The sequence below is a fragment of the Cellulomonas sp. Leaf334 genome, from assembly GCF_001424195.1.
Classification (GTDB): Bacteria; Actinomycetota; Actinomycetes; order Actinomycetales; family Cellulomonadaceae; genus Cellulomonas.
In genome coordinates this window covers 249,725-273,663 of record NZ_LMOO01000006.1, presented here as the reverse complement: position 1 = coordinate 273,663, position 23,939 = coordinate 249,725, and the positions used below count along the sequence as shown (strand labels likewise).

At 73.0% G+C, this 23,939-nt stretch carries 18 protein-coding genes; 7 read left to right on the top strand and 11 right to left on the bottom strand.

Annotation, left to right across the window (positions count from 1 at the left end):
- Positions 1–48 precede the first annotated feature (48 nt).
- The 4 genes from ASF78_RS15855 (at position 49) to ASF78_RS15840 (ending at position 3,382) form a co-directional block, all read left to right on the top strand.
- The gene (locus tag ASF78_RS15855) at positions 49–831 is read left to right on the top strand and encodes an amino acid ABC transporter ATP-binding protein (RefSeq protein ID WP_056591477.1); all 783 of its coding nucleotides are present in this window, start codon (positions 49–51) and stop codon (positions 829–831) included.
- Positions 832–896: 65 nt separating this feature from the next.
- Positions 897–1,766 carry a glutamate ABC transporter substrate-binding protein gene (locus ASF78_RS15850; RefSeq protein ID WP_056591475.1) on the top strand — a complete coding sequence of 290 codons (870 nt, stop codon included), beginning with the start codon at positions 897–899 and terminating at the stop codon, positions 1,764–1,766.
- Positions 1,767–1,835: 69 nt separating this feature from the next.
- Positions 1,836–2,525, top strand: a complete 690-nt coding sequence (locus ASF78_RS15845; RefSeq protein ID WP_056591472.1) for an amino acid ABC transporter permease — start codon at positions 1,836–1,838, stop codon at positions 2,523–2,525.
- Positions 2,522–3,382, top strand: coding sequence for an amino acid ABC transporter permease (locus ASF78_RS15840; RefSeq protein ID WP_056591469.1), 861 nt, complete (start codon positions 2,522–2,524; stop codon positions 3,380–3,382). The genes ASF78_RS15845 and ASF78_RS15840 overlap by 4 nt, the downstream gene beginning before the upstream one ends.
- Here ASF78_RS15840 and rny read toward each other — a convergent pair whose 3' ends face one another.
- The 6 genes from rny to ASF78_RS15810 form a co-directional block, all read right to left on the bottom strand.
- Entirely contained in the window at positions 3,383–4,882 is a 1,500-nt protein-coding gene (gene rny, locus ASF78_RS15835) for a ribonuclease Y (RefSeq protein WP_056591467.1), read from the bottom strand.
- Between the two features lie 241 nt (positions 4,883–5,123).
- A complete protein-coding gene (locus ASF78_RS15830) occupies positions 5,124–5,711 on the bottom strand; it encodes a regulatory protein RecX (protein ID WP_056591464.1) in 588 nt (195 codons plus the stop codon).
- 8 nt (positions 5,712–5,719) lie between these two features.
- A complete protein-coding gene (gene recA / locus ASF78_RS15825) occupies positions 5,720–6,760 on the bottom strand; it encodes a recombinase RecA (protein ID WP_056591462.1) in 1,041 nt (346 codons plus the stop codon).
- A 207-nt stretch (positions 6,761–6,967) separates the two neighbouring features.
- Entirely contained in the window at positions 6,968–7,744 is a 777-nt protein-coding gene (locus tag ASF78_RS15820; protein ID WP_056591459.1) for an MBL fold metallo-hydrolase, read from the bottom strand.
- Positions 7,741–9,819: an alkaline phosphatase family protein gene (locus ASF78_RS15815; protein WP_056591456.1), complete on the bottom strand. Its 2,079-nt coding sequence runs from the start codon at positions 9,817–9,819 to the stop codon at positions 7,741–7,743. The genes ASF78_RS15820 and ASF78_RS15815 overlap by 4 nt, the downstream gene beginning before the upstream one ends.
- Positions 9,820–9,831: 12 nt before the next feature.
- Positions 9,832–10,065: a DUF3046 domain-containing protein gene (locus ASF78_RS15810; protein ID WP_056021080.1), complete on the bottom strand. Its 234-nt coding sequence runs from the start codon at positions 10,063–10,065 to the stop codon at positions 9,832–9,834.
- A 63-nt stretch (positions 10,066–10,128) separates the two neighbouring features.
- On the opposite strand from ASF78_RS15810, the gene ASF78_RS15805 reads away from it, so the two are divergent.
- Entirely contained in the window at positions 10,129–15,000 is a 4,872-nt protein-coding gene (locus ASF78_RS15805; RefSeq protein ID WP_056591453.1) for an ATP-dependent helicase, read from the top strand.
- Positions 15,001–15,012: 12 nt separating this feature from the next.
- Complete coding sequence (locus tag ASF78_RS15800; protein ID WP_056591450.1) at positions 15,013–15,771, top strand: DNA-formamidopyrimidine glycosylase family protein; 759 nt, start codon at positions 15,013–15,015, stop codon at positions 15,769–15,771.
- Positions 15,772–15,973: 202 nt separating this feature from the next.
- Here the strand turns inward: ASF78_RS15800 and ASF78_RS15795 are convergent, their stop codons facing one another.
- The 3 genes from ASF78_RS15795 to pgsA all read right to left on the bottom strand — a co-directional run bounded on the left by ASF78_RS15795 (position 15,974) and on the right by pgsA (position 17,663).
- A complete protein-coding gene (locus tag ASF78_RS15795) occupies positions 15,974–16,315 on the bottom strand; it encodes a helix-turn-helix domain-containing protein (protein ID WP_056591447.1) in 342 nt (113 codons plus the stop codon).
- Positions 16,316–16,594: 279 nt separating this feature from the next.
- Positions 16,595–17,068 (bottom strand): CinA family protein, encoded by a 474-nt coding sequence (locus ASF78_RS15790; protein WP_056591444.1) that lies wholly within the window; start codon positions 17,066–17,068, stop codon positions 16,595–16,597.
- A 1-nt stretch (position 17,069) separates the two neighbouring features.
- Positions 17,070–17,663, bottom strand: coding sequence for a CDP-diacylglycerol--glycerol-3-phosphate 3-phosphatidyltransferase (gene pgsA, locus ASF78_RS15785; protein WP_056591442.1), 594 nt, complete (start codon positions 17,661–17,663; stop codon positions 17,070–17,072).
- Between the two features lie 54 nt (positions 17,664–17,717).
- On the opposite strand from pgsA, the gene ASF78_RS15780 reads away from it, so the two are divergent.
- Entirely contained in the window at positions 17,718–19,037 is a 1,320-nt protein-coding gene (locus ASF78_RS15780) for a CapA family protein (protein ID WP_056591440.1), read from the top strand.
- On the opposite strand, the gene ASF78_RS15775 is transcribed toward ASF78_RS15780, so the two are convergent.
- Entirely contained in the window at positions 19,027–21,225 is a 2,199-nt protein-coding gene (locus tag ASF78_RS15775) for a bifunctional diguanylate cyclase/phosphodiesterase (protein ID WP_056591438.1), read from the bottom strand. The two genes, ASF78_RS15780 and ASF78_RS15775, sit on opposite strands and share 11 nt — an antisense overlap.
- The gene (locus ASF78_RS15770) at positions 21,222–23,885 is read right to left on the bottom strand and encodes a DNA translocase FtsK (protein ID WP_082495121.1); all 2,664 of its coding nucleotides are present in this window, start codon (positions 23,883–23,885) and stop codon (positions 21,222–21,224) included. Before ASF78_RS15770 ends, ASF78_RS15775 begins: the two co-directional genes overlap by 4 nt.
- Positions 23,886–23,939 lie beyond the last annotated feature (54 nt).

Here is a 23,939-nt window from a genome sequence, read left to right as displayed (position 1 = left end):
GACCGTCTTCGCTCGCCAGATCGGGCAAACCCACCGTAGGTTCATCCAATGGTGGACACCTCAGCCGCACCGCCCGCCCCGACCGACAAGACGTCCGACGCCCTCGTCGAGCTCCGCGGCGTCGACAAGCACTTCGGAGCGCTGCACGTGCTCCAGAACATCGACCTGACCGTGAACCGCGGCGAGGTCGTCGTCATCATCGGGCCGTCCGGCAGCGGGAAGTCGACGCTCTGCCGCACGATCAACCGGCTGGAGACCATCGACTCGGGCACCATCGTCCTCGACGGCGTGCCGCTGCCGGCCGAGGGCCGCGCGCTCGCCCGCCTGCGGGCCGACGTCGGGATGGTCTTCCAGTCGTTCAACCTCTTCGCGCACAAGACGGTCCTCGAGAACGTCACGCTGGGTCAGATCAAGGCCAAGGGCGTCAAGTCGTCGACGGCCAAGCAGATCGCCCTCGACCTGCTCGACCGCGTCGGCGTCCGGAACCAGGCCGACAAGCTCCCCGCGCAGCTCTCCGGCGGTCAGCAGCAGCGCGTCGCCATCGCCCGCGCCCTCGCGATGCAGCCGAAGATCATGCTCTTCGACGAGCCGACGTCCGCACTGGACCCCGAGATGATCAACGAGGTGCTCGACGTCATGGTCGGTCTCGCCCGTGACGGCATGACGATGATCGTCGTGACCCACGAGATGGGCTTCGCCCGCAAGGCTGCGAACCGCGTGGTGTTCATGGACGGCGGCCAGATCGTCGAGGAAGCCGACCCCGAGACGTTCTTCACCGCACCGAAGAGCGACCGCGCCAAGGACTTCCTGTCGAAGATCCTCACGCACTGAGGCCGCACCCCGCTGGCCACACTCAGACCGAACCGACACTGCACACCACACGAAGGGGACACACGATGCGTAGAGGACGACTGGTACTGGCTCTCGCGGCCGCAGCCACGCTGACGCTCGCCGGCTGTTCGAGCGGCGACGGCGGAGACGACGCCGACGCCGGCTCGACGAGCGAGGCGACGGAGGAGACCGGCGGCGCCGAGGGCACCATCAAGATCGGCATCAAGTTCGACCAGCCCGGCCTGGGCTACCAGGACGGCAGCGAGTACACGGGGTTCGACGTCGACGTCGCGAAGTTCGTGGCCGGCGAGCTCGGCTATGGCGAGGACCAGATCGAGTGGGTCCAGGCGCCGTCCGCCCAGCGCGAGACGCTGCTCCAGAACGGCCAGGTCGACATGATCTTCGCGACCTACTCGATCACCGACAAGCGCAAGGAGGTCGTCTCCTTCGGCGGCCCCTACTTCGTCGCCGGTCAGGACCTCCTGGTCGCCGCGGACGACGACTCGATCAGCGGCCCGGAGGACCTCGAGGGCAAGAACCTCTGCTCCGTCACGGGGTCCACGTCCGCGCAGCGCATCAAGGACGAGTACGCCGCCGGCACCAACCTGCTCGAGCAGCCCGGGTACGCCGAGTGCGTCACCGCACTGACGGCCGGGACGGTCGACGCGGTCACGACGGACGACATCATCCTGGCCGGCCTCGCCGCCGTTCCCGCGAACGAGGGCAAGGTCAAGGTCGTCGGCAACCCGTTCTCCGAGGAGAACTACGGCGTCGGCATCGCCAAGGACAGCGAGAACTGCGAGGCCATCAACGAGGCCATCACCAAGATGATCGACGACGGCACGTGGCAGGAGCTGCTCGACAAGAACGTCGGCGCCTCCGGCTACAAGGCCAACGAGGAGCTCAACCCTCCGACGCCCGACGCCTGCGCCTGACCTGACTCCCGGGGGCTCGCGCCAGCACAGCGCGAGCCCCCGGCTCACCCCCGAGAGCAAGGAGCGTCGGTGGACGACGGCTTTCTCCAGCAGTTCACCTCGCTGTTCAGCGAGTTCGACGTCCTCGCCGCGTTCTGGGTCAACATCCAGCTGACGTTCTACTCAGCGATCCTCGCGCTGATCATCGGCACCCTCTTGGCGACCATGCGGATCTCCCCCGTGCCGAGCCTGCGCTGGGCCGGCTCGACCTACGTCACGCTCCTGCGCAACACCCCGCTGACGATCATCATGGTGTTCTCCGTGCTCGGGCTCTGGGGGCAGCTCGGCATCACGCTCTCCCCCGACTTCACGACGAACTTCTTCCGCCTCGCCGTGCTCGCACTCTCCGTCTACCACGCCGCGTTCGTGTGCGAGGCTCTGCGGTCCGGCGTGAACACGGTTCCCGTGGGCCAGGCCGAGGCGGCCCGCGCGATCGGGCTGTCGTTCTGGCCCGCGGCGCGGCTGATCATCCTGCCGCAGGCGTTCCGTGGCTCCGTCGCCCCGCTCGGCAACGTGCTCATCGCGCTCACCAAGAACTCGACCGTCGCGTCGGCCGCGGGCGTCGCCGAGGCGTCCGGCCTCATGAAGACCATGATCGAGTTCCGCCCCGACGTGATCCTCGCGATCTTCCTCACGTTCGCCCTCGGCTTCGTCATCATCGTCGTGCCCGTCGGCCTGGCGACCACCTCGCTCTCCCGACGACTGGCGGTGGCCCGATGAGCACCCTCTTCGACGTCCCCGGCCCGGTCGCCCGGCGCCGCATGGTGTGGGCCAACATCGGCGCGACCATCGTCGTGATCGGCATCGGCGTGTGGGTGCTCGCGCGCCTCGGCGCCAAGGGCCAGCTCGACCCCGACCTCTGGACGCCGTTCCTCACGGCCAACCCGTGGACCAACTACCTCATCCCAGGCCTGATCGACACCCTGACGGCCGCCGGCATCTCGATCGTCACGGCAGCCGTCTTCGGCTTCGTCTTCGGGCTCGGTCGGCTCTCCGCGTCGAAGGCCGTCCGGTGGATCAGCGGCACGATCGTCGAGTTCTTCCGCGCCGTCCCCGTGCTGCTCATGATGATCTTCTTCTACCTCGGCCTCGGGCAGATGCGCATTCTCGAGCCGTCCGACGTGCCCCTCGTCGCCGTCGTCCTGGGGCTGACGTTCTACAACGGGTCGGTGTTCGCCGAGCTCGTCCGCTCCGGCGTGCACGGCCTGCCGCGCGGGCAACGCGAGGCCGCGCTGGCCGTCGGGCTGCGGGACGGGCAGTCGCTGCGGCTCGTCGAGGTCCCGCAGGCGCTCATCGCGATGCTGCCGGCGATCGCCAGCCAGCTCGTCGTCATCCTCAAGGACACCGCGCTGGGAGTCATCATCACCTACCCCGAGCTGCTGGACGCGGCCCGGCGGTTCGGCTCCGGGAACGGCAACATCCTGCAGGCGCTGGTGGTCGCAGCGCTGATCTTCATCGTCATCAACTACGGGCTGACCCGGTTGGCCGACGCGCTCGCCGGACGCGTCGGCAAGCGCACCGCCGGCAAGCCTCGAGCCGAGGCGCCGAGCCTGGTCGTCGCGACCGGGAACGACTAGTCAGCCGGCGGTCGCGCTCGCGCGCATCTCCCGGACGACCGTCACGGTGATCTCGCCCGGGTACGCCAGGTCGGCCTCGATGTGACGCGCGATCGCGACTGCCAGCTGCGGAAGCGCGTAGTCGTCGACCTCGGACGGCTCCACGATCACGCGGACCTCGCGTCCCGCCGACATGGCCAGCGCACGCCGGACCCCGGCGTGCGCGGCCACGAGCTGCTCGAGCTTGTCGATGCGTTCCACGTACTGCCCGAGCTCCTCGCGGCGCGCCCCGGGCCGTGACGCCGAGATGGCGTCGGCGACCTGCACGAGCACCGCCTCGACGGTCTCCGGTGGCACCTCGTCGTGGTGCGCGGCGATGGCGTTGACGATCGCCGCGGACTCGCCGTGCCGACGCGCAAGGTCCGCGCCGAGCGTCGCGTGCGTGCCGGGCAGCTCAGCGGTCAGGGCCTTGCCGACGTCGTGCAGGAACGCTCCCCGACGGGTGACCTCGACGTCCGCGCCGAGCTCCGCGGCGAGGGCACCGGCGAGCTGTGCGGTCTCCACGAGGTGCTCCAGCACGTTCTGCCCGTACGACGTGCGCAGGCGCAGCCGCCCCAGCGTGCGGACCAGCGTCGGGTGCAGACCGCTCACCCCGGCGCGCTCGGCGGCGTCGTGCCCGGCGGAGTCGGTGCGCTCGTCGGCGCCGGCGAGAGCCTCGGCGTAGGCCTGCTCGATCCGTTGGGGGTGGATCCGACCGTCGGCCATGAGCGCCTCGAGGGCGACCTGCGCGACCTCACGACGCTCGGTGTCGAAGCACGAGAGGACCACCGCGTCAGGCTGGTCGTCGACGAGGACGTTCACGCCGGTCAGCGCCTCGAAGGACCGGATGTTCCGGCCCTCCTTGCCGATGATCCGACCCTTCATCTCGTCCGACGGGAGCGGCAGGACCGTGAGCGGTGACTGCGTGCTCGTCGGGACGGCGAGCCGTTGGACGGCCGTGGTGACGATCCGCCGCGCCCGGGCGTCCGCGGTCCGGCGGGCCTGGGCCTCCGCCCGTCGGACCTGCGCCGCCGCGTCGTTCTGCGCCTGCTCGACGATCCGGCGGGTCAGCTCGGCGCGGGCGTCGTCCGCGGTGAGGCCCGTGACCGACTCGAGCTCGGCGAGGGCCGCCTTCTCCGCAGCCGCTGCCTTCGCTGCTGCCGCGCGCTCCGACTCCTCCAGGACGCGCGCGCTCGCACGGCGCGCCTCGGCGGCCGCCTCGGTCTCGGCGCGCACCCGGCGTTCGAGCTCGTCGACCTCGACCCGGTCCGTCGCGACGGACTGCTCGCGCTCGCTCAGCCGCTTCTCGCGCCGCTCGACGTCCTCGCGCATCGCGCGTGCCGCGTCCTTGATCGAGGCGACGTCGGCCTCCGCGCGGGCGCGCTGCATGCCGGCCTCGCGACGTGCCACCAGGACGAGCACGAGTGCCACGAGGCAGGCGCCGAGCAGCCCGACGATCGTGCCGGTGGCGCCTGCGTCCACAACGTCCTCCTGGTCCGGCCGCCCGTCGCGCAGCGGTTGCGGTGCGCGGGTAGCGGCCATTGTCGCGCACACCGTGCGCCGTTCGGGTACTCGGCCGCCCGAGTCGCGACCGGTGTGTCCCGGGCCGCCCGAAAGGTCGTCGCGGTGCCCCGAACCCGCTCTGGTCACGGCAGCCCGTCGAAACGACACAGCAGCGCATCCGAAGCCGTCAGGTCACAGCAGCGCCCCGGACCGGTCCGGGTCACTGCACGCCGTCGAACCCGTCCAGGTCGCTGTCGTCCGCCGAGCCCTGCGCGGCGAGCTCCTCGCGCACGAGCCTCGCGACGAGGCCCGGTGGGTATCCCCTGCGCCCGAGCGCCGCGAACGTCCGGCGCGAGCGGGTCTGCGGGTCCAGTCCCGAGGTGGAGGCGAGCTTGCGCCGGACCAGCCGCCGTGCGGCCGACTCCTCGTCGTCCTCGTCGACCTGCTCGAGCGCGTCACCGGCGACCTCGTCGTCGATCCCGCGGCGCCGGAGCTCGACGGCGATCGCGCGACGCGAGAGCCCACGCTCTGCGTGCCGCGTCCGGACGACCATCCGGGCGTACTCGGTGTCGTCGATCAGCCCGACCTCGGTGAACCGGTCGAGCACGCGCTCCGCCACGTCGTCGGGAACGTCCTTGCGCGCCATCGCCTCCGCCAGCTGGGCCCGGCTGCGCGGCGAGGAGGTCAGGAGCCGCAGCGCGATCGCGCGCGCCACGGACTCCTGGTCCGGCTCGGCGTCCTGTGCGGCGGCGCCCGTCGAGGGCGGTTCGGTGCCGAACCGCCCTCGACGTCGGGTACCGCTGGTCATCCGACTGCTCAGAAGTCCACGGCCGGCATGACGTCCGCCGGTGCGTCGACCCGCGCTCCGATGCCGAGCTTCTCCTTGATCTTCTTGTCCAGCTCGATGGCCAGGTCCGGGTTGTCCCGCAGGAAGCCACGGGCGTTCTCCTTGCCCTGGCCCAGCTGGTCGCCCTCGTACGTGTACCAGGCACCGGACTTGCGCACGAAGCCGTGCTCCACGCCCATGTCGATCAGGCTGCCCTCGCGGGAGATGCCGACGCCGTAGAGGATGTCGAACTCCGCCTGCTTGAAGGGCGGGGCCATCTTGTTCTTGACGATCTTCACGCGGGTCCGGTTGCCGACGGCCTCCGTGCCCTCCTTGAGCGTCTCGATGCGGCGGATGTCCAGGCGCACCGACGCGTAGAACTTGAGCGCCTTGCCACCCGTGGTGGTCTCGGGCGACCCGAACATCACGCCGATCTTTTCGCGCAGCTGGTTGATGAAGATGGCCGTCGTACCGGACGAGTTGAGCGCGCCGGTGATCTTGCGCAGCGCCTGGGACATGAGCCGGGCCTGGAGGCCGACATGGCTGTCCCCCATCTCGCCCTCGATCTCGGCCTTGGGCACGAGCGCGGCGACCGAGTCGACGACGATGACGTCGATGGCGCCGGAGCGGATCAGCATGTCCATGATCTCGAGCGCCTGCTCACCGGTATCCGGCTGGGAGACGAGGAGCGCGTCGGTGTCGACGCCGAGCTTCTTGGCGTACTCGGGGTCCAGCGCGTGCTCGGCGTCGATGAAGGCGGCGATGCCGCCGGCCTTCTGCGCGTTGGCGACCGCGTGCAGCGCGAGCGTGGTCTTGCCGGAGGACTCCGGGCCGTAGATCTCCACGACCCTGCCGCGCGGCAGCCCGCCGATGCCGAGAGCGACGTCCAGGGCGATGGAGCCGGTGGGGATGACCTCGACCGGCGCGCGGCCGTCGTCCCCGAGCCGCATGATCGACCCCTTGCCGAACTGGCGGTCGATCTGGCTGAGCGCGGCCTCGAGGGCCTTCTCGCGATCCTTCGGTGCGGGCATGTCGACCTCGTCTGTCTCGAGCAGCGTCTGCTGCGGTACGGGGGCTGGTCTTGTTGCGAGCGACGCTATGTCCGACCACCGACATCCCGGCCGCACCGCCCTGGTCCCCGGGATCCGGCAGGTACCGGCAGGGGCTGTGGGCGGGTCGGTCGTGCACCCGCATCCGTCAGCCTAGACGAACAGGTGTTCGATGTCGCCGACACGCCGTCAGCGTGTCGGCATCAGCTCGATCTGCTCCCCCGGCTCCACCACGTGCACCTGCACGGACGGCGCGACCCGTGCGGCGGCGTGCGCGAACGCCGGGCCCGCGCGGTCCATCCAGCCCGGTGGCAGCCGTCGCGACACCGGGGCGTGCAGCGTCCCCCAGTGCACCGGGACGGCGGCGCGCGCGCCCACGACGGCACAGGCGCGCGCGGCCTGCACCGCGTCCATGTGCCCGCCGGACAGCCGCGGACCCCACCCGCCCACGGGGACCAGCGCGAGGTCGATCGGACCGCCCGCGAGCGCCGGGAGGTCCGCCATCGCCGCGAACGGCGCCGTGTCCCCGGCGAACCAGACCCGGAACGACTCCGTCGCGACCACGAACCCGTGCGTCGCGTTCGGTCGGTGCGGCATGGGCCGGTGCACGTGCACGGCGGGGACCAGCCGCAGCCGCACGCCGGAACCCGGGACCTGCCACCACTGCGTGTCCCCGAGGCCGACCGCCGCACCGATGCCGCGGCCGCGCAGCCACCGGGCGTTCGCCGGGGCGCTCAGCACGGGGACGTCGTCGAGCAGGCGCAGCGAGCCGAGCTCGGCGTGGTCGTGGTGCAGGTGGGACAGCAGGACCGCCCGGGCGCCCTGCCAGTCGGCGGGACGAGGGGCAGCACCTCGGCGACGCAGGAGGCCTGCGTGCCGGAGCAGCAGCGGGTCGGTGAGTAGGCGGACGCCGTCGACGTCGAGCACGGTGCTCGCGTGGCCCAGCCAGCGCAGCCGCAGGGTCATGGCCGCAGGCCGGCGGCGTCCGCCCAGCGGACCAGCTGCTCGTGCACCGTCTCGGCGCCCACCAGGATCTCGTCGTCACCGACGGGCTCACGCAGCTCGTCGGCCATCGCCCACCGCGTCGGGTGCAGCAGGAACGCGTGGTTCTGCGCGCCCCCGATGCCGCCGTGGGACCCGACCTGACCCTCGAACGCGTGCACGTGGCCGCGGTCGGTGACGGTCGAGATCAGGAGCAGGTCGCCGGTGTGCGGGAGCCGCGCCGCACGCACCAGGTCGGCGTGCCCGCGCGGGCCGTACGGCAGCAGGGGGTCCTCGCCCTCGGGCTCCGCGCCGTCCTGCTCCAGCAGGACCAGCCCGCGTGGACCGATCGCGACGAGGCCCTGCTCCTCGGTGTCGACCACGACGACCCCGACCCCCGGTCGAGCGGCGAGACCGGTCACGAGCCCGGGCCAGCGCTCCTGGAAGTCCTCGAGCGTCAGTCTCTTCGGCACCTGCGGGAACCAGACGAGGCCCAGGTTCCCGGAGCCGACGGTGACCACGTCGGGCAGGTCGCCTGCGGCGGCGGGCTGCTTGGGGCGACCCTGGTCGGGGCCGAGGACCGTCGACCCGCGGGAGAGGTTCAGCGCGCTGTTCACGAGCGCGTTGAGCAGTCCCCAGTCCTCGCCGGTGTCGCTCTCGACGCCGTCGGCGGCCGGTTCGGCCATGAGAGCGCGCACCGAGTCGAGCAGCGTCTCGCCGCCGAGCTGCTCGTAGGTGGCGCCGAGCGCCTGGCCGTGGTCGGAGACCACGACGATCTCGTAGTCCCGCGGGGCGACCGCGACGACGCGTTCGAGCGTGCCGAGCACGCGGTCGAGGCCCTCGAGCGACCGCAGCGACTCGGGGCGCGTCGGTCCCGCGTGGTGGGCGATCTCGTCGTAGTCCACGAGGTCGACGTAGATGGTGGGGGCACCGCGCAGCAGCGCCTCGGCCACCAGGGAGGTGTTCAGGTCCCGCAGCAGCACGTTGGTGATCCCCCGGAGCACGACGTACCAGCCGGCGCGGGAGATGCGCGGCTGCACGTCGCGGATCCGCTGGCGGTGCGCCTGGTAGAGCTCCTTGAGCATCTCGCCCGCGGACACGCTCACGGCGCGGGCCAGCACGAACGGGCTGGCGAAGAAGCGCACGTACGCCGGACCCGGTCCGAGACCACCGTCGGGCCCCTTGGTCCGCGACCGGCTCATGACCACGAAGCTGGTCGCGGCGTCGCCCGAGAACATGGTCGAGACGGCCGTGCCGCCGCCCGCGAGCAGTCCCTTGCCGGTGGTCAGGCGCTGCTCGACCAGCGCGGCGTCCTCGGGATGGTTGGTCACGACGAGCCGGCCGAGGTCCCGGTCCCACCAGCGGAACGCGGGGATCTGCGACGAGTCGCCGTGCAGCAGTCCCGCCTGGCTCGCGGGCGTCGTCGACGGGATCCGGGCCCACCAGTCCTCGAGCGTGTGGCTGCCCGTGCTGAGCCACCGCTGGATGTTCGGCGCCAGCCCCGCCTCGATGGCCTCGCGGAGGACCGGCCCGGCGACCCCGTCCAGCTGCACGACGAGCATCCCCGCAGGTCGCGGCTCACCTGCCGACGGTGGCCGGACACCCTCACGTCGCGCCTGGCGGCGTGCGCGCCGCACCAGGTCGGAGACCACGTAGTCGCTGTTGCTCGCGCCGATCACCCACCGGCCCACCGCCATGACGATCGCGGTGAGCACGAGGACACCCAGCACGGACCAGAGGTTGTCCGCACCGATGCCGGGGACGAGCGACAGCGCCAGCCACAGCACCGCCACCTGCGCCAGCAGGCCGAGACCGAGGGCGAGCGCGGCGCTCCCCCGACGCGCGAGGAACCGCAGCGGGGCACGCAGCAGCAGGTCACCGGCCGCGACCACGGCGGCGGCGAGCACGATCGCCCCCGGGGTGTCGGCCCGGACGCCGTCGATGAGCGCGACGGCGACCGCGAGGCCGACGGTCGTGGTCAGGAGCGTCAGCACCGCCTCGCCGATGTCCCGCACCGTGGGCAGCCAGGAGGGTGTGCGCAGTCCGCTCGACGAGGTCATCGGTCCTCTTTCCTAGGCCCGCGGTGGCGCGGGGCGGCGGGCATCGGCACCCCAGCGTGCGTTCTCCGGGATCTCGAGCTCGTCGCAGAGGGCGTGCCACACCGTCCGCGGCTCGACGTTGTCGTCCAGCGCCTGCATGGCGGTGCGCTGGTCGAGCCCTCGGAGCACGAGCTCACGGGTGAGCTCCCTGCCGTGCGCGCTGCCGAGGACCTCGTCCACCAGCAGCCAGAACTCTCGTAACCTCACGGACGACAGCCTGCCACCCGCTGGGCGCGCGCGGGTGTGGGTGGGTGCCGACACAATGACCGGGTGGTGCTCGACCGCTTCTCCGACCCGACCAGGACCTGGTTCACGGGTGCGTTCGCCGAGCCCACGGCCGCGCAGCTCGGGGCGTGGACCGCGATCTCGGGAGGTCAGCACGCGCTCGTCGTCGCCCCCACCGGTTCCGGCAAGACGCTCGCCGCCTTCCTGTGGGCCCTCGACGGGCTCCTGACGGGTCAGCGGCCCGACGACCCGGCCGAGCGCTGCCGCGTCGTGTACGTCTCGCCCCTCAAGGCGCTCGCCACGGACGTCGAGCGCAACCTGCGTTCTCCGCTGGTGGGCATCCGGCAGGCGGCGACGCGCCTGGGGCTGGAGCTCCCCGACGTCACGGTGGGCATCCGCACGGGCGACACCCCGCCGAACGAGCGCCGGGCCTTCGCGACGAAGCCGCCCGACATCCTCATCACCACGCCCGAGTCGCTCTACCTGGTCCTCACGTCCGGTGCCCGGGCCGGCCTGGCGGGCGTGCGCACCGTGATCATCGACGAGATCCACGCGGTGGCCGGTACCAAGCGTGGCGCGCACCTGGCCGTGTCGCTCGAACGGCTCGACGCCCTGCTCGACCACCCCGGCGGCCCGGGACCGGCACAGCGCATCGGGCTGTCCGCCACGGTCCGGCCGGTCGACGCGGTCGCGGAGTTCCTGGGCGGCGCGCGGACCCCGGAGGACCGCGGGCGCACCGTCACCGTCGTGCAGCCGCCGTCGACGAAGAAGATCGTCGTCGACGTGGTCGTCCCCGTCCCCGACCTGTCGGACCTGCGGGGCAACGACGTCACGCCCGACGACCTCGACCTGTCGGGTGCGGCGGCCGGCCAGCTGCCCCGGCCGTCGATCTGGCCGCACGTCGAGGAACGCGTCGTCGACCTGGTCGCGGAGCACCGCTCGACGCTCGTGTTCACCAACTCCCGGCGCGGGGCGGAACGCCTCACCGCGCGGATGAACGAGGTCTGGGCGGAGCGCTCGGGCGAGGACGTCCCGGACCCGGCGACGCTGCGTGCGGCCGCGATCCCGGCGCAGTCGGGCACGGCCGTCGGCGTCGACACCCGGCACGCGGCGACCATCCTGGCGCGCGCGCACCACGGCTCGATGAGCCGCGCGGAGCGCACCCGCACCGAGTCGGAGCTCAAGGCGGGGCTGCTGCCGGCCGTGGTGGCCACCAGCTCCCTGGAGCTCGGCATCGACATGGGGGCGATCGACCTCGTGGTGCAGGTCGGGTCGCCGCCGTCGGTCGCCAGCGGGCTGCAGCGCGTCGGCCGCGCCGGTCACCAGGTGGGCGCCGTGTCCCGCGGGATCGTGTTCCCGACGTTCCGGGGCGAGCTGGTGCCCGCGGCGGTGACGGCGCAGCGCATGCGGGACGGCGCGCTGGAGTCGATGCGGGTCCCGCGCAACCCGCTCGACGTCCTCGCGCAGCAGATCGTGGCGATGGTCGCGGTCGAGGACTGGTCGCTCGACGAGCTGTCGGCCGTCGTGCGTCGGGCCTCGCCGTTCTCGGGGCTCGGCGACGCGACGCTGCGCGCGGTGCTCGACATGCTCGCAGGCCGGTACCCGAGCGAGGAGTTCGCGGAGCTGCGACCCCGGATCGTGTGGGACCGGGTGCGCGACGTGCTCAGCGGTCGGCCGGGCGCGCTGCGGCTCGCGGTGACCAGCGGCGGCACCATCCCGGACCGTGGGTTGTTCGGTGTCTTCCTGGCCGGCGGCGCGACGACGAGTGACGTCCCGGTGGACGCGGAGCGCTCGGGCGGGACGGTCCGCGGCGGGAAGCGCGTCGGCGAGCTCGACGAGGAGATGGTCTACGAGTCGCGGGTCGGCGACATGTTCACGCTCGGGTCCAGCACCTGGCGCATCGACGACATCACGCCCGACCGCGTCCTGGTGACACCTGCGCCCGGGGTGCCCGGCCGGCTGCCGTTCTGGAAGGGCGACTCCCCCGGTCGGCCCGCGGAGCTCGGCCAGGCGATGGGCGCCTGGGTGCGGGAGCTCGGCGCCCTGTCCGACGACGACGCCCGCACGCGGGTGGAGGCGGCCGGGTTGGACCCGTGGGCGGCCGACAACCTGCTCACCTACCTGCGCGAGCAGCGCGAGGCGACGGGCGAGCTCCCCACGGACGTCGTGCTCGTGGTCGAGCGGTTCCGGGACGAGCTGGGCGACTGGCGCGTGGTGGTGCACTCCCCGTACGGCGCGCGGGTGCACGCCCCGTGGGCGATCGTGATCGGTGCACGGCTGCGTGAGAAGTACGGCGTCGACGCGGCGACGATGCACTCGGACGACGGGATCGTCCTGCGGCTCCCGGACATGCTCGACGCCGGTGACGGCTCCCTGGTCGACGACCCCTGGGCGGAGTCCACGGACCCGGGGATCGACCTCGCGGACCTGCTGCTCGACCCGGACGAGGTGCTCGACTCGGTCAAGGCGGAGCTGGGGTCGTCGGCGATGTTCGGTGCCCGGTTCCGCGAGGCGGCGAGCCGGGCCCTGCTGCTCCCCCGCCGCCGACCGGACCGCCGTCAGCCGCTCTGGCAGCAGCGCCAGCGGTCCGCACAGCTGCTGTCGGTGGCGTCCGAGTATCCCGACTTCCCGATCCTGCTCGAGGCCGTCCGGGAGTGTCTCCAGGACGACTTCGACACCGAGGCCCTCACCACCCTCATGCGGGACGTCGTCGCTCGCCGGGTCCGCGTCGTCGAGGTCACGACCACCCAGCCGTCCCCCTTCGCCCAGTCGCTGCTGTTCGGCTACACGGCGCAGTTCCTCTACGACGGCGACGCACCGCTGGCCGAGCGTCGTGCCGCTGCCCTGACGCTCGACCCGACCCTGCTCGCCGAGCTGCTCGGCCAGGGCGGCGAGTCCCAGCTGGCCGACCTGCTCGACCCCGAGGCGGTGGTGCGCACCGAGGCGGAGCTCAGTGGTCGCGCGCCCGAGCGGCAGGCCGGCACGCTCGAGCAGCTGGCCGACGCGGTGCGCCGGCACGGTCCGCTCACCACGTCGGAGGCGGCGGAGCGGGTCGCGGCCGGGGTGCGCGACGAGGTCCCCGGCTGGCTGGTCGAGCTCGAGGGTGCGCGTCGTCTGATCCGGGTCCGGCTCGGTGGTGTGGTGCCCGAGCGTGCCGAGCAGTGGGCGGCGATCGAGGACGCCGGACGGCTCCGGGACGCCCTGGGGGTCGCACTACCCGTCGGCGTGCCCGAGGTGTTCACCGAGGTCGTCCCCGATCCCGTGGGCGACCTCCTGCGCCGGTACGCCCGGACGCACGGGCCGTTCACCGCCGCGCAGGCCGCCGCACGCTACGGGTGGGGGGTCGCGGTCGTGACCGAGACGCTGCGGCGGCTGGAGGGCCGTGGCGTGCTGGTGCAGGGTCGGCTGCGGCCGGACGTGCTGGGTGGCACGGGTGACGAGTTCTGCGACGCCGACGTGCTGCGGACGCTGCGCCGCCGGTCGCTCGCCGCGCTGCGCGCCGAGGTGGAACCGGTCGCCCCGCAGGCGCTCGGTGTCTTCCTGCCGCGGTGGCAGGGGGTGCAGCCGGTCGGACGGACGGGACGCAGCTCTGCGACCGGCACCCTGCGCGGGGTCGACGGCGTCGCCCGCGTCGTCGAGCAGCTGGCCGGCGCAGTCATGCCCGCGTCGGCCCTCGAGACCCACGTCCTGCCCGCACGCGTCGTCGACTACACCCCCGCGATGCTCGACGAGCTGACCGCCGCGGGCGAGGTGGTCTGGGCGGGTCACGGCGCGCTGGCCGGCCACGACGGGCTGGTCTCCCTGCACCCGACCGCGGTCGCGGACCTGACTCTCCGACCCGCGGAGGCGGCGCCCGACACCCCGCTGCACGACGCGGTCCTGGAGGCGCTCGGCAGCGGCGGCGCCTGGTTCCTCGGTGCGCTCACGGAACGGGTCCGCCAGCTGCGTCCCGACGACGCCTCTCCGAGCCAGGCGGACCTCGCGAACGCGGTGTGGGACCTCGTGTGGTCTGGCCACGTCACCAACGACGGGCTGGCCCCCCTGCGCGCGTGGCTGGGCAGCGGGAGCACCGCCCACAAGACGCGCGCTGCTGCACCGCGCGGCCGTGCCCTGCGTCCGCGGCTGGGCCTGCGCGCAGCCGTGCAGCTGGCCGGTGACCCGGGGACGCGGTCGAGCGCCCTCGGGGTCACCGGTGCCGCGAGCGGTGGACGGTGGTCGTTGCTGCCCGGCCGCGAGCCCGACCCGACGCTGCGCGCGCACGCGCTGGCCGCCCAGCTCCTCGACCGGCACGGCATCCTGACCCGGGCCGTGGCTCCGGCCGAGGGCATCGGTGCCCGGTTCACCGACGTGTACCGCGTGCTGTCCGCGCTGGAGCAGGGCGGACAGGTGCGACGCGGCTACTTCGTCGAACGCCTCGGCGGCTCCCAGTTCGCGCTGCCCGGCGCCGTCGACCGGCTGCGCGTCGACGCCCAGGTGGTCGAGCGGTCCGCCGACCAGGACGGCCCGACCGACCTCCAGGTGGTCGTCCTCGCCGCGACCGACCCGGCGAACCCCTACGGTGCGTCGCTGCCGTGGCCCGTCGCCGGACCCGACCCGTCGGACGCCGGGGCGGGACGGCACCGGCCCGGCCGGAAGGCAGGCGCGCTGGTGGTGCTCGTCGACGGTGCGCTCGTGCTCTACCTGGAGCGTGGGGGTCGCACCGTGCTGACGTTCACGGCCGACGCGGGGGTCCTCACCGCAGCCGCGGAGGGTCTGGCGACGACCGTGCGGATCCGGCGCAGCGGCCGGCTCACCATCGTGCGCGTCGACGGCGTGGACGTCCTCGACGGCGCGCTGCGCAGCACGCTCGGCACGGCGCTGGTCGCCGCGGGCTTCGCGACGACCCCACGAGGCCTGCGCCTGCGGGACCGGCCGTGACGGCGGACGCCGGTGCCTGAGGGCGACGTCCTGAGGCGCACCGCCAACCGCTTCGAGCTGGCGTTCGCCGGCAAGGTCCTCACCCGGTCGGACCTGCGCTGGCCATCGGCAGCGACGGTCGACCTCGTGGGCCGGACCGTGCTGGAGACCGTCTCCTACGGCAAGCACCTGCTCACCCGGTTCGACGACGGCCGGACGCTGCACACGCACCTGCGGATGGACGGCTACTGGCGGGTCTGGCGGACGGGGACGTCGGCGGCGGCGGGGCGGGCGGCGAACGTGCGCGCGGTGCTGGCGACGGCCGACTGGACTGCGGTCGGGCACCACCTCGGCATGCTCGACGTCGTCCGCACCCGCGACGAGCGCACGCTCGTCGGCCACCTCGGCCCGGACATCCTCGCCGAACCCGTCGACGCGGACGAGATCCTGCGTCGGTGGAAGGCGCGCGGGTCGACGCCGGTCGCGGAGGTGCTGCTCGACCAGACGGTCGTCGCCGGGATCGGCACCCTGTTCGCCGCCGAGTCCCTGTGGGCGGAGCAGCTCTGGCCGTGGACGCCGGCCGACCAGGTCGACGCGTCCCGGCAGCTCGCCGTGGCCCGGCGGCAGATGCGGCGCTCCGTGATCGACGGCCGCTCTCCCGAGCACGTGCACGCTCGGACCCGGCAGCCGTGCCACCGGTGCGGCACCCCGATCGCGGTCGGCCAGGCGCGCAGACCGCCGATGGAGCGGCCGATCTTCTACTGCCCACGCTGCCAGGCTGCTCGCGAGTGACCGCGGGTGAGGGTCCCCGCCGAACCGACGCGGTCGCGGCGGACCTGCCCGCAACGAGCAACGGCCCGCGGACGAGGTGTCCACGGACCGTGCAGGAGGACGAGCGGACATCGCTGTCCGTCGTCACGGGCGCTGGGCAGCGACCCGTCGACCGGGACGGAGGCATCCGTCCGGTCATGCGTGGACGGCCGAGGCCATCCGATCAGCCGATGGCAGCGAGCTCCGACCGCGACCGCGCCCACCCGAAGTCGGCGGCACCGGCCACCGACGCCGCGAGGTCCGCAGGCACCGTGTCGGGGATCAGCAGACCCTCGGCGACAGCAACACGATCACTGACCTCACGCAGGACGAGCGACATCGGGACGTCGAGCGCCTCGCAGATGCTGTTGAGCAGCTCCGACGACGCTTCCTTCTGACCCCGCTCCACCTCGCTCAGGTACCCGAGCGAGACACGGGCTGCCGACGACACCTCACGCAGGGTGCGCCCCTGGCGCTGTCGCGCGTCCCGCAGCACATCGCCGATCTCTCGACGGAGTACAACCATTCGGGCTCCCCCTCTCGCGTCACGTGCCACGTCCGCTCCGGGAGCCGGAGTCCGTCGCGGACCCGGAACCACGGAACTCTTCACCTCGGGACTCTTGACCACGGAACCCGCAGACCCCGGCTGTCCCTTCGCCGGGAGGATTCCACCGTACCTTGCACCGCCGACACGCGAAGGCATGCGTCGTACCGGAGGTCGAGTGCTCATCACGTCGGTTCCAACGATGTGACCCCTCACAGTGTTCCCGGTCGCGAGGCCGTACACCCGCACCCCGCCGGAGATTCACCCTGGCCGGCCCAGAATTTCGACCGCCAGCGCCAGGACGGCCTCCACCGACCGCGCACGGACCAGCCCGCGGTCCCCCGTCAGCCGCAGCGACCGCACGGTCGATCCGTCCGGCGTGGACACCGCGACGTGCACGGTGCCGGGCGGCTTCCCGTCCTGCGGGTCGGGTCCGGCCACGCCCGTCGTCGCGAGCCCGACGTCCGCACCCAGCCGCGCGCGGACGCCGACGGCCATCGCTGCGGCGACGTCGGGGTCGACGGCACCTCGTGCGTCGAGCAGCCCACGGTCCACGTCGAGCAGCGTCCCCTTGAGGTCGGTGGCGTAGGCGACGACCGCACCGCGCAGGACGCTCGACGCGCCTGGCACGTCGACGAGCGCGGCCGAGACGAGCCCGCCGGTCAGCGACTCGGCGACGGCCAGCGACCAGCCGCGAGCCTCGAGCCCCTCCAGGAGGTCCGACGCGAGGGACACGTCACAACCCGGCGGCGGGCGGGCGGCCGGCGGTGCGCCGGATCTGCAGGCCCGTCCGCGCGTAGTCGACGCCGGTCACCACCGTCACCACGAGGGCGGCGCCCATAAGGATCGTCGCAGCGACCGAGACGGCGTCGGGGAGCACGTCGAGCGGGAGCAGGTACAGGCCGATCGCCACCGACTGGAGCACGGTCTTCAGCTTGCCGCCGCGGGAGGCGGGCAGCACCACGTAGCGCAGGAGGAAGAACCGCATCGCGGTGATGCCGAGCTCGCGCACGAGGATGACCACGGTCACCCACCACGGCAGGTCCCCGAGCCACGACAGCAGCACCAGGGCGGTGCCGATGAGCACCTTGTCGGCGATGGGGTCGAGCATCTTCCCGAGGTCGGTGACCTGGCCCGAGCGGCGTGCGAGCCACCCGTCCAAGCGGTCGGTCGCCGCGGCCACGACGAAGAGCGCGGTCGCGACGAGCCGACCGGTCGTGGTGTGCCCGCCGTCGGCGAGGAGAGCCCAGGCGAAGAACGGCACCAGCGCGATGCGCAGCATCGTGAGCACGTTCGCCGGGTTCCAGACGGAGGGTACGGCGTCGATCACCCGGTCAGCCTAGATGCGCGCAGGAGGTGCCTCGTGCAACCGTAGAATCCGCGCGTGACCCAGCACGCCCGCGCCCGCAGACGTTCGCCTGCGGTCCTCGCCCTCGCGATCCTCCTGCTCGTCGTCGTGTACCTCACGGCGACGGTGGTGGCGCTGCGGCCGCGGGCCGAGCCGGGCGCCGCCGCGCCGACCGTCCTGGGCGCGACCGCCACGGCGAGCCCGAGCGCGACGCCGACCCCGACGCCGGTCCCCACCCCGACGCCCGACCCGGACGTGGAGTTCTCGATCGTCGCCGCAGGCGACGTCCTCCCCCACCTGCCGGTGCTCTCGAGCGCGCGGACCGCCGACGGCTACGACTTCCGGTCGCTGTTCGGCCCGCTGGACCCGTGGGTCCAGGGCGCCGACCTCGCGCTGTGCCACCTCGAGGTCCCCGTCGCACCGCCCGGCACCCGGCCCAGCGGGTACCCGCTCTTCGGCACGCCGGCCGCGATCGCGACCGGGCTGCGCGACCAGGGCTGGGACGGCTGCTCGACGGCGTCGAACCACTCCGTCGACCGTGGGTTCGCGGGCGTCACGGCCACGCTCGACGCGCTCGACGCCGTCGGGCTCGGGCACGTCGGGACCGCCCGGAGCGCCGACGAGCAGACGCAGCCGCAGCTCTACACGCTCGACCGCGGCGGCCGGACGGTGACCGTCGCGCACATCGCCGCGACCTACGGGACCAACGGGATGCCGGTCGACGCGGACAAGCCGTGGTCGGTCGACCGCATCGACGTCCCCGCCATGGTGGCGCAGGCGACCGCGGCCCGCGCAGCCGGCGCCGACCTCGTGATCGCGAGCGTCCACTGCTGCGTCGAGTACCGCACGGAACCCTCGCCCCAGCAGCTCGCGGTCGACCAGGAGCTGGCCGACTCCGGGGTGTTCGACCTCGTCATCGGCCACCACGCGCACGTCCCGCAGCCGGTCGTCCACCTCAGTGGTGGACCGGGCGGGGAGGGCATGTGGGTGGCCTACGGGCTCGGCAACCACATCTCCAACCAGGACGGTGCCTGCTGCGCCTCGAGCACCGACTCGGGTCTGCTCCTCTCCGCGCACGTCCGCGCCGCCGGCGCCTTCCCGGCGGAGGGCCGCGCCGCAGGACCCGCACGCGTGACCGGCGTCGAGTGGACACCGATCACCGTCGACCGGCTCGGCGGGCACCGCGTGCACGCCCTCGTCGACATCCCGGCCGGCGCCGGCTCCCTCAGCGGCGGCCAGGTCGCGGACCGGATGGCTCGCACGGCCGCCGCAGCCGGACCGGAGGCACCACAGCGCACCACCCCACTGACGACGACAGGTCCGCCTCCCGTCGTCGTCGCCCGCGTCAGCGGGTGATGTCGCCCGGCTGGGCGCTGCCGTACAGCCAGCCCTGCCCGTAGCGCCAGCCGTTGCGGTGCAGGTACTCGGCCTGCTCCTCGTGCTCGATCCCCTCGGCGATGGTCACCATGGCGAGCTCGCGCGCCAGCGCTCCCAGTGCCCGGGCGACCTTCCCGGCCGTCGGGTCCTCGGGGATGCCGGACGTGAACGACATGTCGAGCTTCACGCCCGCGACGGGCAGGTCCCGCAGGTAGGACAACGGCGACACCCCGGTCCCGAAGTCGTCGAGCAGGATCGGGACGCCCGCCGCGGACAGCTGCGTGAGCTCGTGGCGGATCCGGGTGCCGGACGCGACCAGCGACGACTCGGTGAGCTCGACGACGATCCGGCCTGCGGTGAGCCGGTGCCGGGAGATCTCCGACAGGAGGGTCGTCGCGAACTCCCCGTCCCCCAGCTGGTCGGCGGACACGTTCACCGACACCCACCGGGTCCGGTCGTGGATGGAGGCGACGAACTCGACGACGCGCCGGGCGACCAGCTGACCGAGAGCGACGGACATGCCCGCCTCCTGGATCAGGCTGAGGAACGAGGCGGGCAGCAGCAGCCCACGGTTCGGGTGCTCCCACCGCACGAGCGCCTCGTACCCGACCACGCGGGCGTCGGCCAGGTCGACGATCGGCTGGTAGTGGACCACGAGCTGGTCCTCCGCGATGGCGGCGGCGAGCTCGCGGTGCAGGTCCGACGGCGAGCCCATCGCCATCGACGCGTCGTAGACCTCGGTCCGTCCACGCCCCGCACCCTTGGCCCGGTACAGGGCGGCGTCGGCGGCGGCGAGCAGGCCCGGGGCGCCGCCCTCGATCGAGTCCGGGTCGGCGAGGGCGATCCCGATGCTGGCCGCGACGTTGAGCCGCCGACGAGCCACCCGGACCGGCTCCTGCAGCCCGGCGTGGATGGCGGCGGCGACCTCGAACACGGCGCGCGGGCCGTCGAGGTCCTGCACCACGACCACGAACTCGTCGCCGCCGAGCCGCGCCACCGTGCCACGGCGTGCGGTCGCCGCGCGCAGGACGCCGGCGACGTGCACCAGCACCTCGTCACCGGCGGCGTGGCCGTAGCGGTCGTTGATCTCCTTGAACCCGTCGAGGTCGCAGGCCAGGACCGCGACCCGGTCGACGACGCCGGGCTGCTCCAGCACCGACTGGAGGACCTCCTGGAGCAGGGTGCGGTTGGCCAGCCCGGTCAGCGGGTCGTGCATCGCGCGGTGCGTGAGCATCTCCGCCTGCAGGCGCGACTCCGTCGAGTCGCGCACCTGGACGACGAAGTGGTCCGGCGCACCGGTCGGGGTGCGCACGAGCGCCGCGTCGAGCGCGACCCACACCTGGTGGCCGTCGGCCCGCTGGTAGCGCTTCTCGAGGGAGAACCGGTGCTGGCCGCCACCGAGCAGGTGGTCGACCTCGAGACGCTCCGCGGGTCGGCCTTCCGGGGTGCTGAGGTCCTCCATGCGGTACCCCCGGAGGGCGCCGACGCTGGTGCCCAGCAGCTCGGCGAAGGCGGCGTTGGCCTCGACGATCTGCCACTCGAGGTCGACGAGCGCCATGCCGATCGGCGCGTTCTCCATCGCGACCCGGAACTGCATCTCGCTGCGCGTCAGCGCCGCCTCGACCTCGCGGCGGCCGGTGACGTCCACGAGGGTCGTGAGCACCGCCGCGGCGTCTCCGTCCCCGGCGGGCACCAGCTGGCTCGCCACCTGGACCATGCGCGCCTGGGTGGTGTCGGTCCCGGGCAGCGCGACGCCGACGAGCTCGGAGTCGACTGTCCACCCGGCGCGCGCCACCCCGGAGCGGTGCCCGAGGACCGCTGCCGGGTTCATGGCCAGGCCCATCTCGTTCACGAGCACGACCGGGAGGTCTCCGACGGACCTGCCGACGGACGCCTTCGCGTCGACGCCCAGGATCGCCGCCGCCCGCTCGGAGATGTCGAGCACGCGGCCGGACAGGGACTGGACGAGCACGCCTTCCTTCGTCACGGCCTGCAGCGCGTCGTAGCGGTGGCGGAGCTCACGCGAGAGCTCGAGCAGCTCGTTCGCCCGCCGCACCTGCGCGCGCTGCTTGCCGAGGAGGATGAGGACGGCGACGAGCGACAGGATCGCGACGATGGCGATCCCGGTGCTGACGACCCCCCACGGGTCGGGGAACGCGGCGCTCACCGACCCCCGCCGGACCAGCGTCCGGCGTCGTCCTCCTCGGCGCCGTCGAAGTAGTCGGTCGCCTCCGGCGGTTCGCCCGGCAGGGCGCCGTCCGTGGTCGCGTACCGGTCACCCTCGTCCTCGCCGGGTGCGCCGCGCAGCATCGCGAGGGTGCCCGGCAGGTCGTCCGCCTGCACGAGCACCTCACGGGCCTTCGACCCCTCGGACGGGCCGACAATCTCGCGCGACTCGAGCAGGTCCATGAGGCGACCCGCCTTCGCGAACCCGACCCGGAGCTTGCGCTGCAGCATGGACGTCGACCCGAACTGCGTGGTGACGACGAGCTCCGCGGCCTGCAGCAGCAGGTCGAGGTCGTCGCCGATGTCCTCGTCCACCTGCTTCTTGACCGGCGCCGCGGTCACGTCCTGGCGGTACACCGGCTTGAGCTGCTTCTTGACGTGCTCGACGACGGCGTGGATCTCCGACTCGGACACCCACGCGCCCTGCGTCCGCATCGGCTTGGCGGCACCCATCGGCAGGAACAAGGCGTCACCCTGGCCGATGAGCTTCTCGGCGCCGGGCTGGTCGAGCACGACCCGCGAGTCCGTCAGGGAGCTCGTCGCGAACGCGAGGCGCGACGGCACGTTCGCCTTGATCAGACCCGTGACCACGTCGACGCTCGGGCGCTGGGTCGCCAGGACCAGGTGGATGCCGGCGGCGCGCGCCAGCTGCGTGATGCGTTGGATCGACGCCTCGACGTCACGCGGGGCCACCATCATCAGGTCGGCCAGCTCGTCGACGACCACCAGCAGGTACGGGTAGGTCGCGATCTTGCGCTCCGAGCCCGGCAGCGGCTTGACCTTGCCCGCGCGGACCGCGGTGTTGAAGTCGTCGATGTGCTTGAACCCGAAGTTCGCCAGGTCGTCGTAGCGCGCCTCCATCTCGCGCACCACCCACTCGAGCGCCTCGGCGGCCTTCTTGGGGTTCGTGATGATCGGCGTGATGAGGTGCGGGATGCCTTCGTAGAGCGTGAGCTCGACGCGCTTCGGGTCGACGAGCACCATGCGGACCTCGTCGGGCGTGGCGCGCATGAGGATCGAGACGATCATCGAGTTGACGAAGCTCGACTTGCCCGCGCCGGTCGCGCCGGCGACGAGCAGGTGGGGCATCTTGGCCAGGTTCGCGACGACGTAGCCACCCTCGACGTCCTTGCCGACGCCGATGACCATCGGGTGCTCGGTGCGCTTGGCCGCGCTGGAGCGCAGCACGTCACCGAGCGAGACGGTCTCGCGGTCGGTGTTGGGGATCTCGATGCCGATCGCGGACTTGCCGGGGATCGGCGACAGGATCCGGACGTCCGCGCTGGCCACGGCGTAGGCGATGTTCTTGCTCAGCGCCGTGACGCGCTCGACCTTGACCGACCGGCCGAGCTCGACCTCGTACCGCGTCACCGTCGGACCGCGCGTGAAGCCGGTGACCTGCGCGTCGATCTCGAACGCCTCGAGCACCGAGGTGAGGGACTCGACGACGCGGTCGTTGGCGGCGGACCGCACCTTGTGCGGCGCCCCCTTGGCGAGGGCGTCCTCGGCCGGGAGCGTGTAGAGCACGTCTCCCCCGAGCATCGGCTGCTCGCCGCGCGGGACGGGCGTCGGCTCGGGGGCGCGCAGCGGCGCCTTGGTGCTCACGACGGTCGTCGGCACCGTGTCGGGTGCGGCGTCGCGTGCCGCCTGGGCCTCCGCCTCCGCCTCGGCTGCCGCGACGATGGCGGCACGCTCGAACGCCTCGTCGCCGTCGTACGCGTCGAGCCGCGTGTCGTCGGGCTCGTCGGTCTGGTCGGCGCGCTTGCGTCGTCGGCCGAGGAGCTTGCGCTTGGGCGGCGCCTCGATCTCGGCGACGGCCGTGTGCCCGGCGTTGATGACCAGCGGCGCGTCGTCCTCGACCTCGCCGACCGGCGTCCGGTGGTTCCCGGTGAGCTTGTCGTACACGCCGCGCAGGCGCGGGACGATCTGGTGCACGGGGGTCGCGGTGACCACGAGGACGCCGAAGAACGCGAGCAGGATCAGCAGCGCGACGGCCACCCCCGCGGTCAGCAGGCTGGCCAGCGGGGTGCCGATGAGGAACCCGACGACACCCCCGGCCACGCGCAGCGCCGCCATGTCGTCCGTGCCGGGCAGCCCGGCGCCGATCTGGACGAGACCGCAGACGGCGAGGGTGATGGCGCCGATGCCGATGACGATGCGCCCGTTGGCCTCGACGCGTTCCGGGTGCCGCATGAGCCGCAGGGCGAGCCCGAGCAGCACCAGCGGCACCGCGACGCCGACCTTGCCGAACGTCCCGGCCACGACGTTGTGCACCACGGCGCCGGCGGTGCCCGACAGGTCCCACCACTCGCGCGCGGCGATGACGATCGCGAGACCGAGGAGCGTGAACGCCAGACCGTCGCGACGGTGCGCGGGGTCGAGGTCGCGGGCACCGTGGCCGACGCGACGGGCGGTGCCGCCGACGAGGTGGGCGGTGCCCATGAACATGCCCTTGACGATCCGGACCGGCAGGGCCGGTCGCGGCGGAGGCGGTGCGGGCCTGCGCCCCTGTGGACGGGACGTCCCGCCGGTCTTGCCGGACGCGCGCGACGTCGCCGGCGCACCGGAGCGGGCGCGAGGGGTGGACGTGCGAGTCGCCATGGTCCTCAAACTAGTCGGGGCCACCCGCGACACGTCGACCGTCGGGCGCGTGTC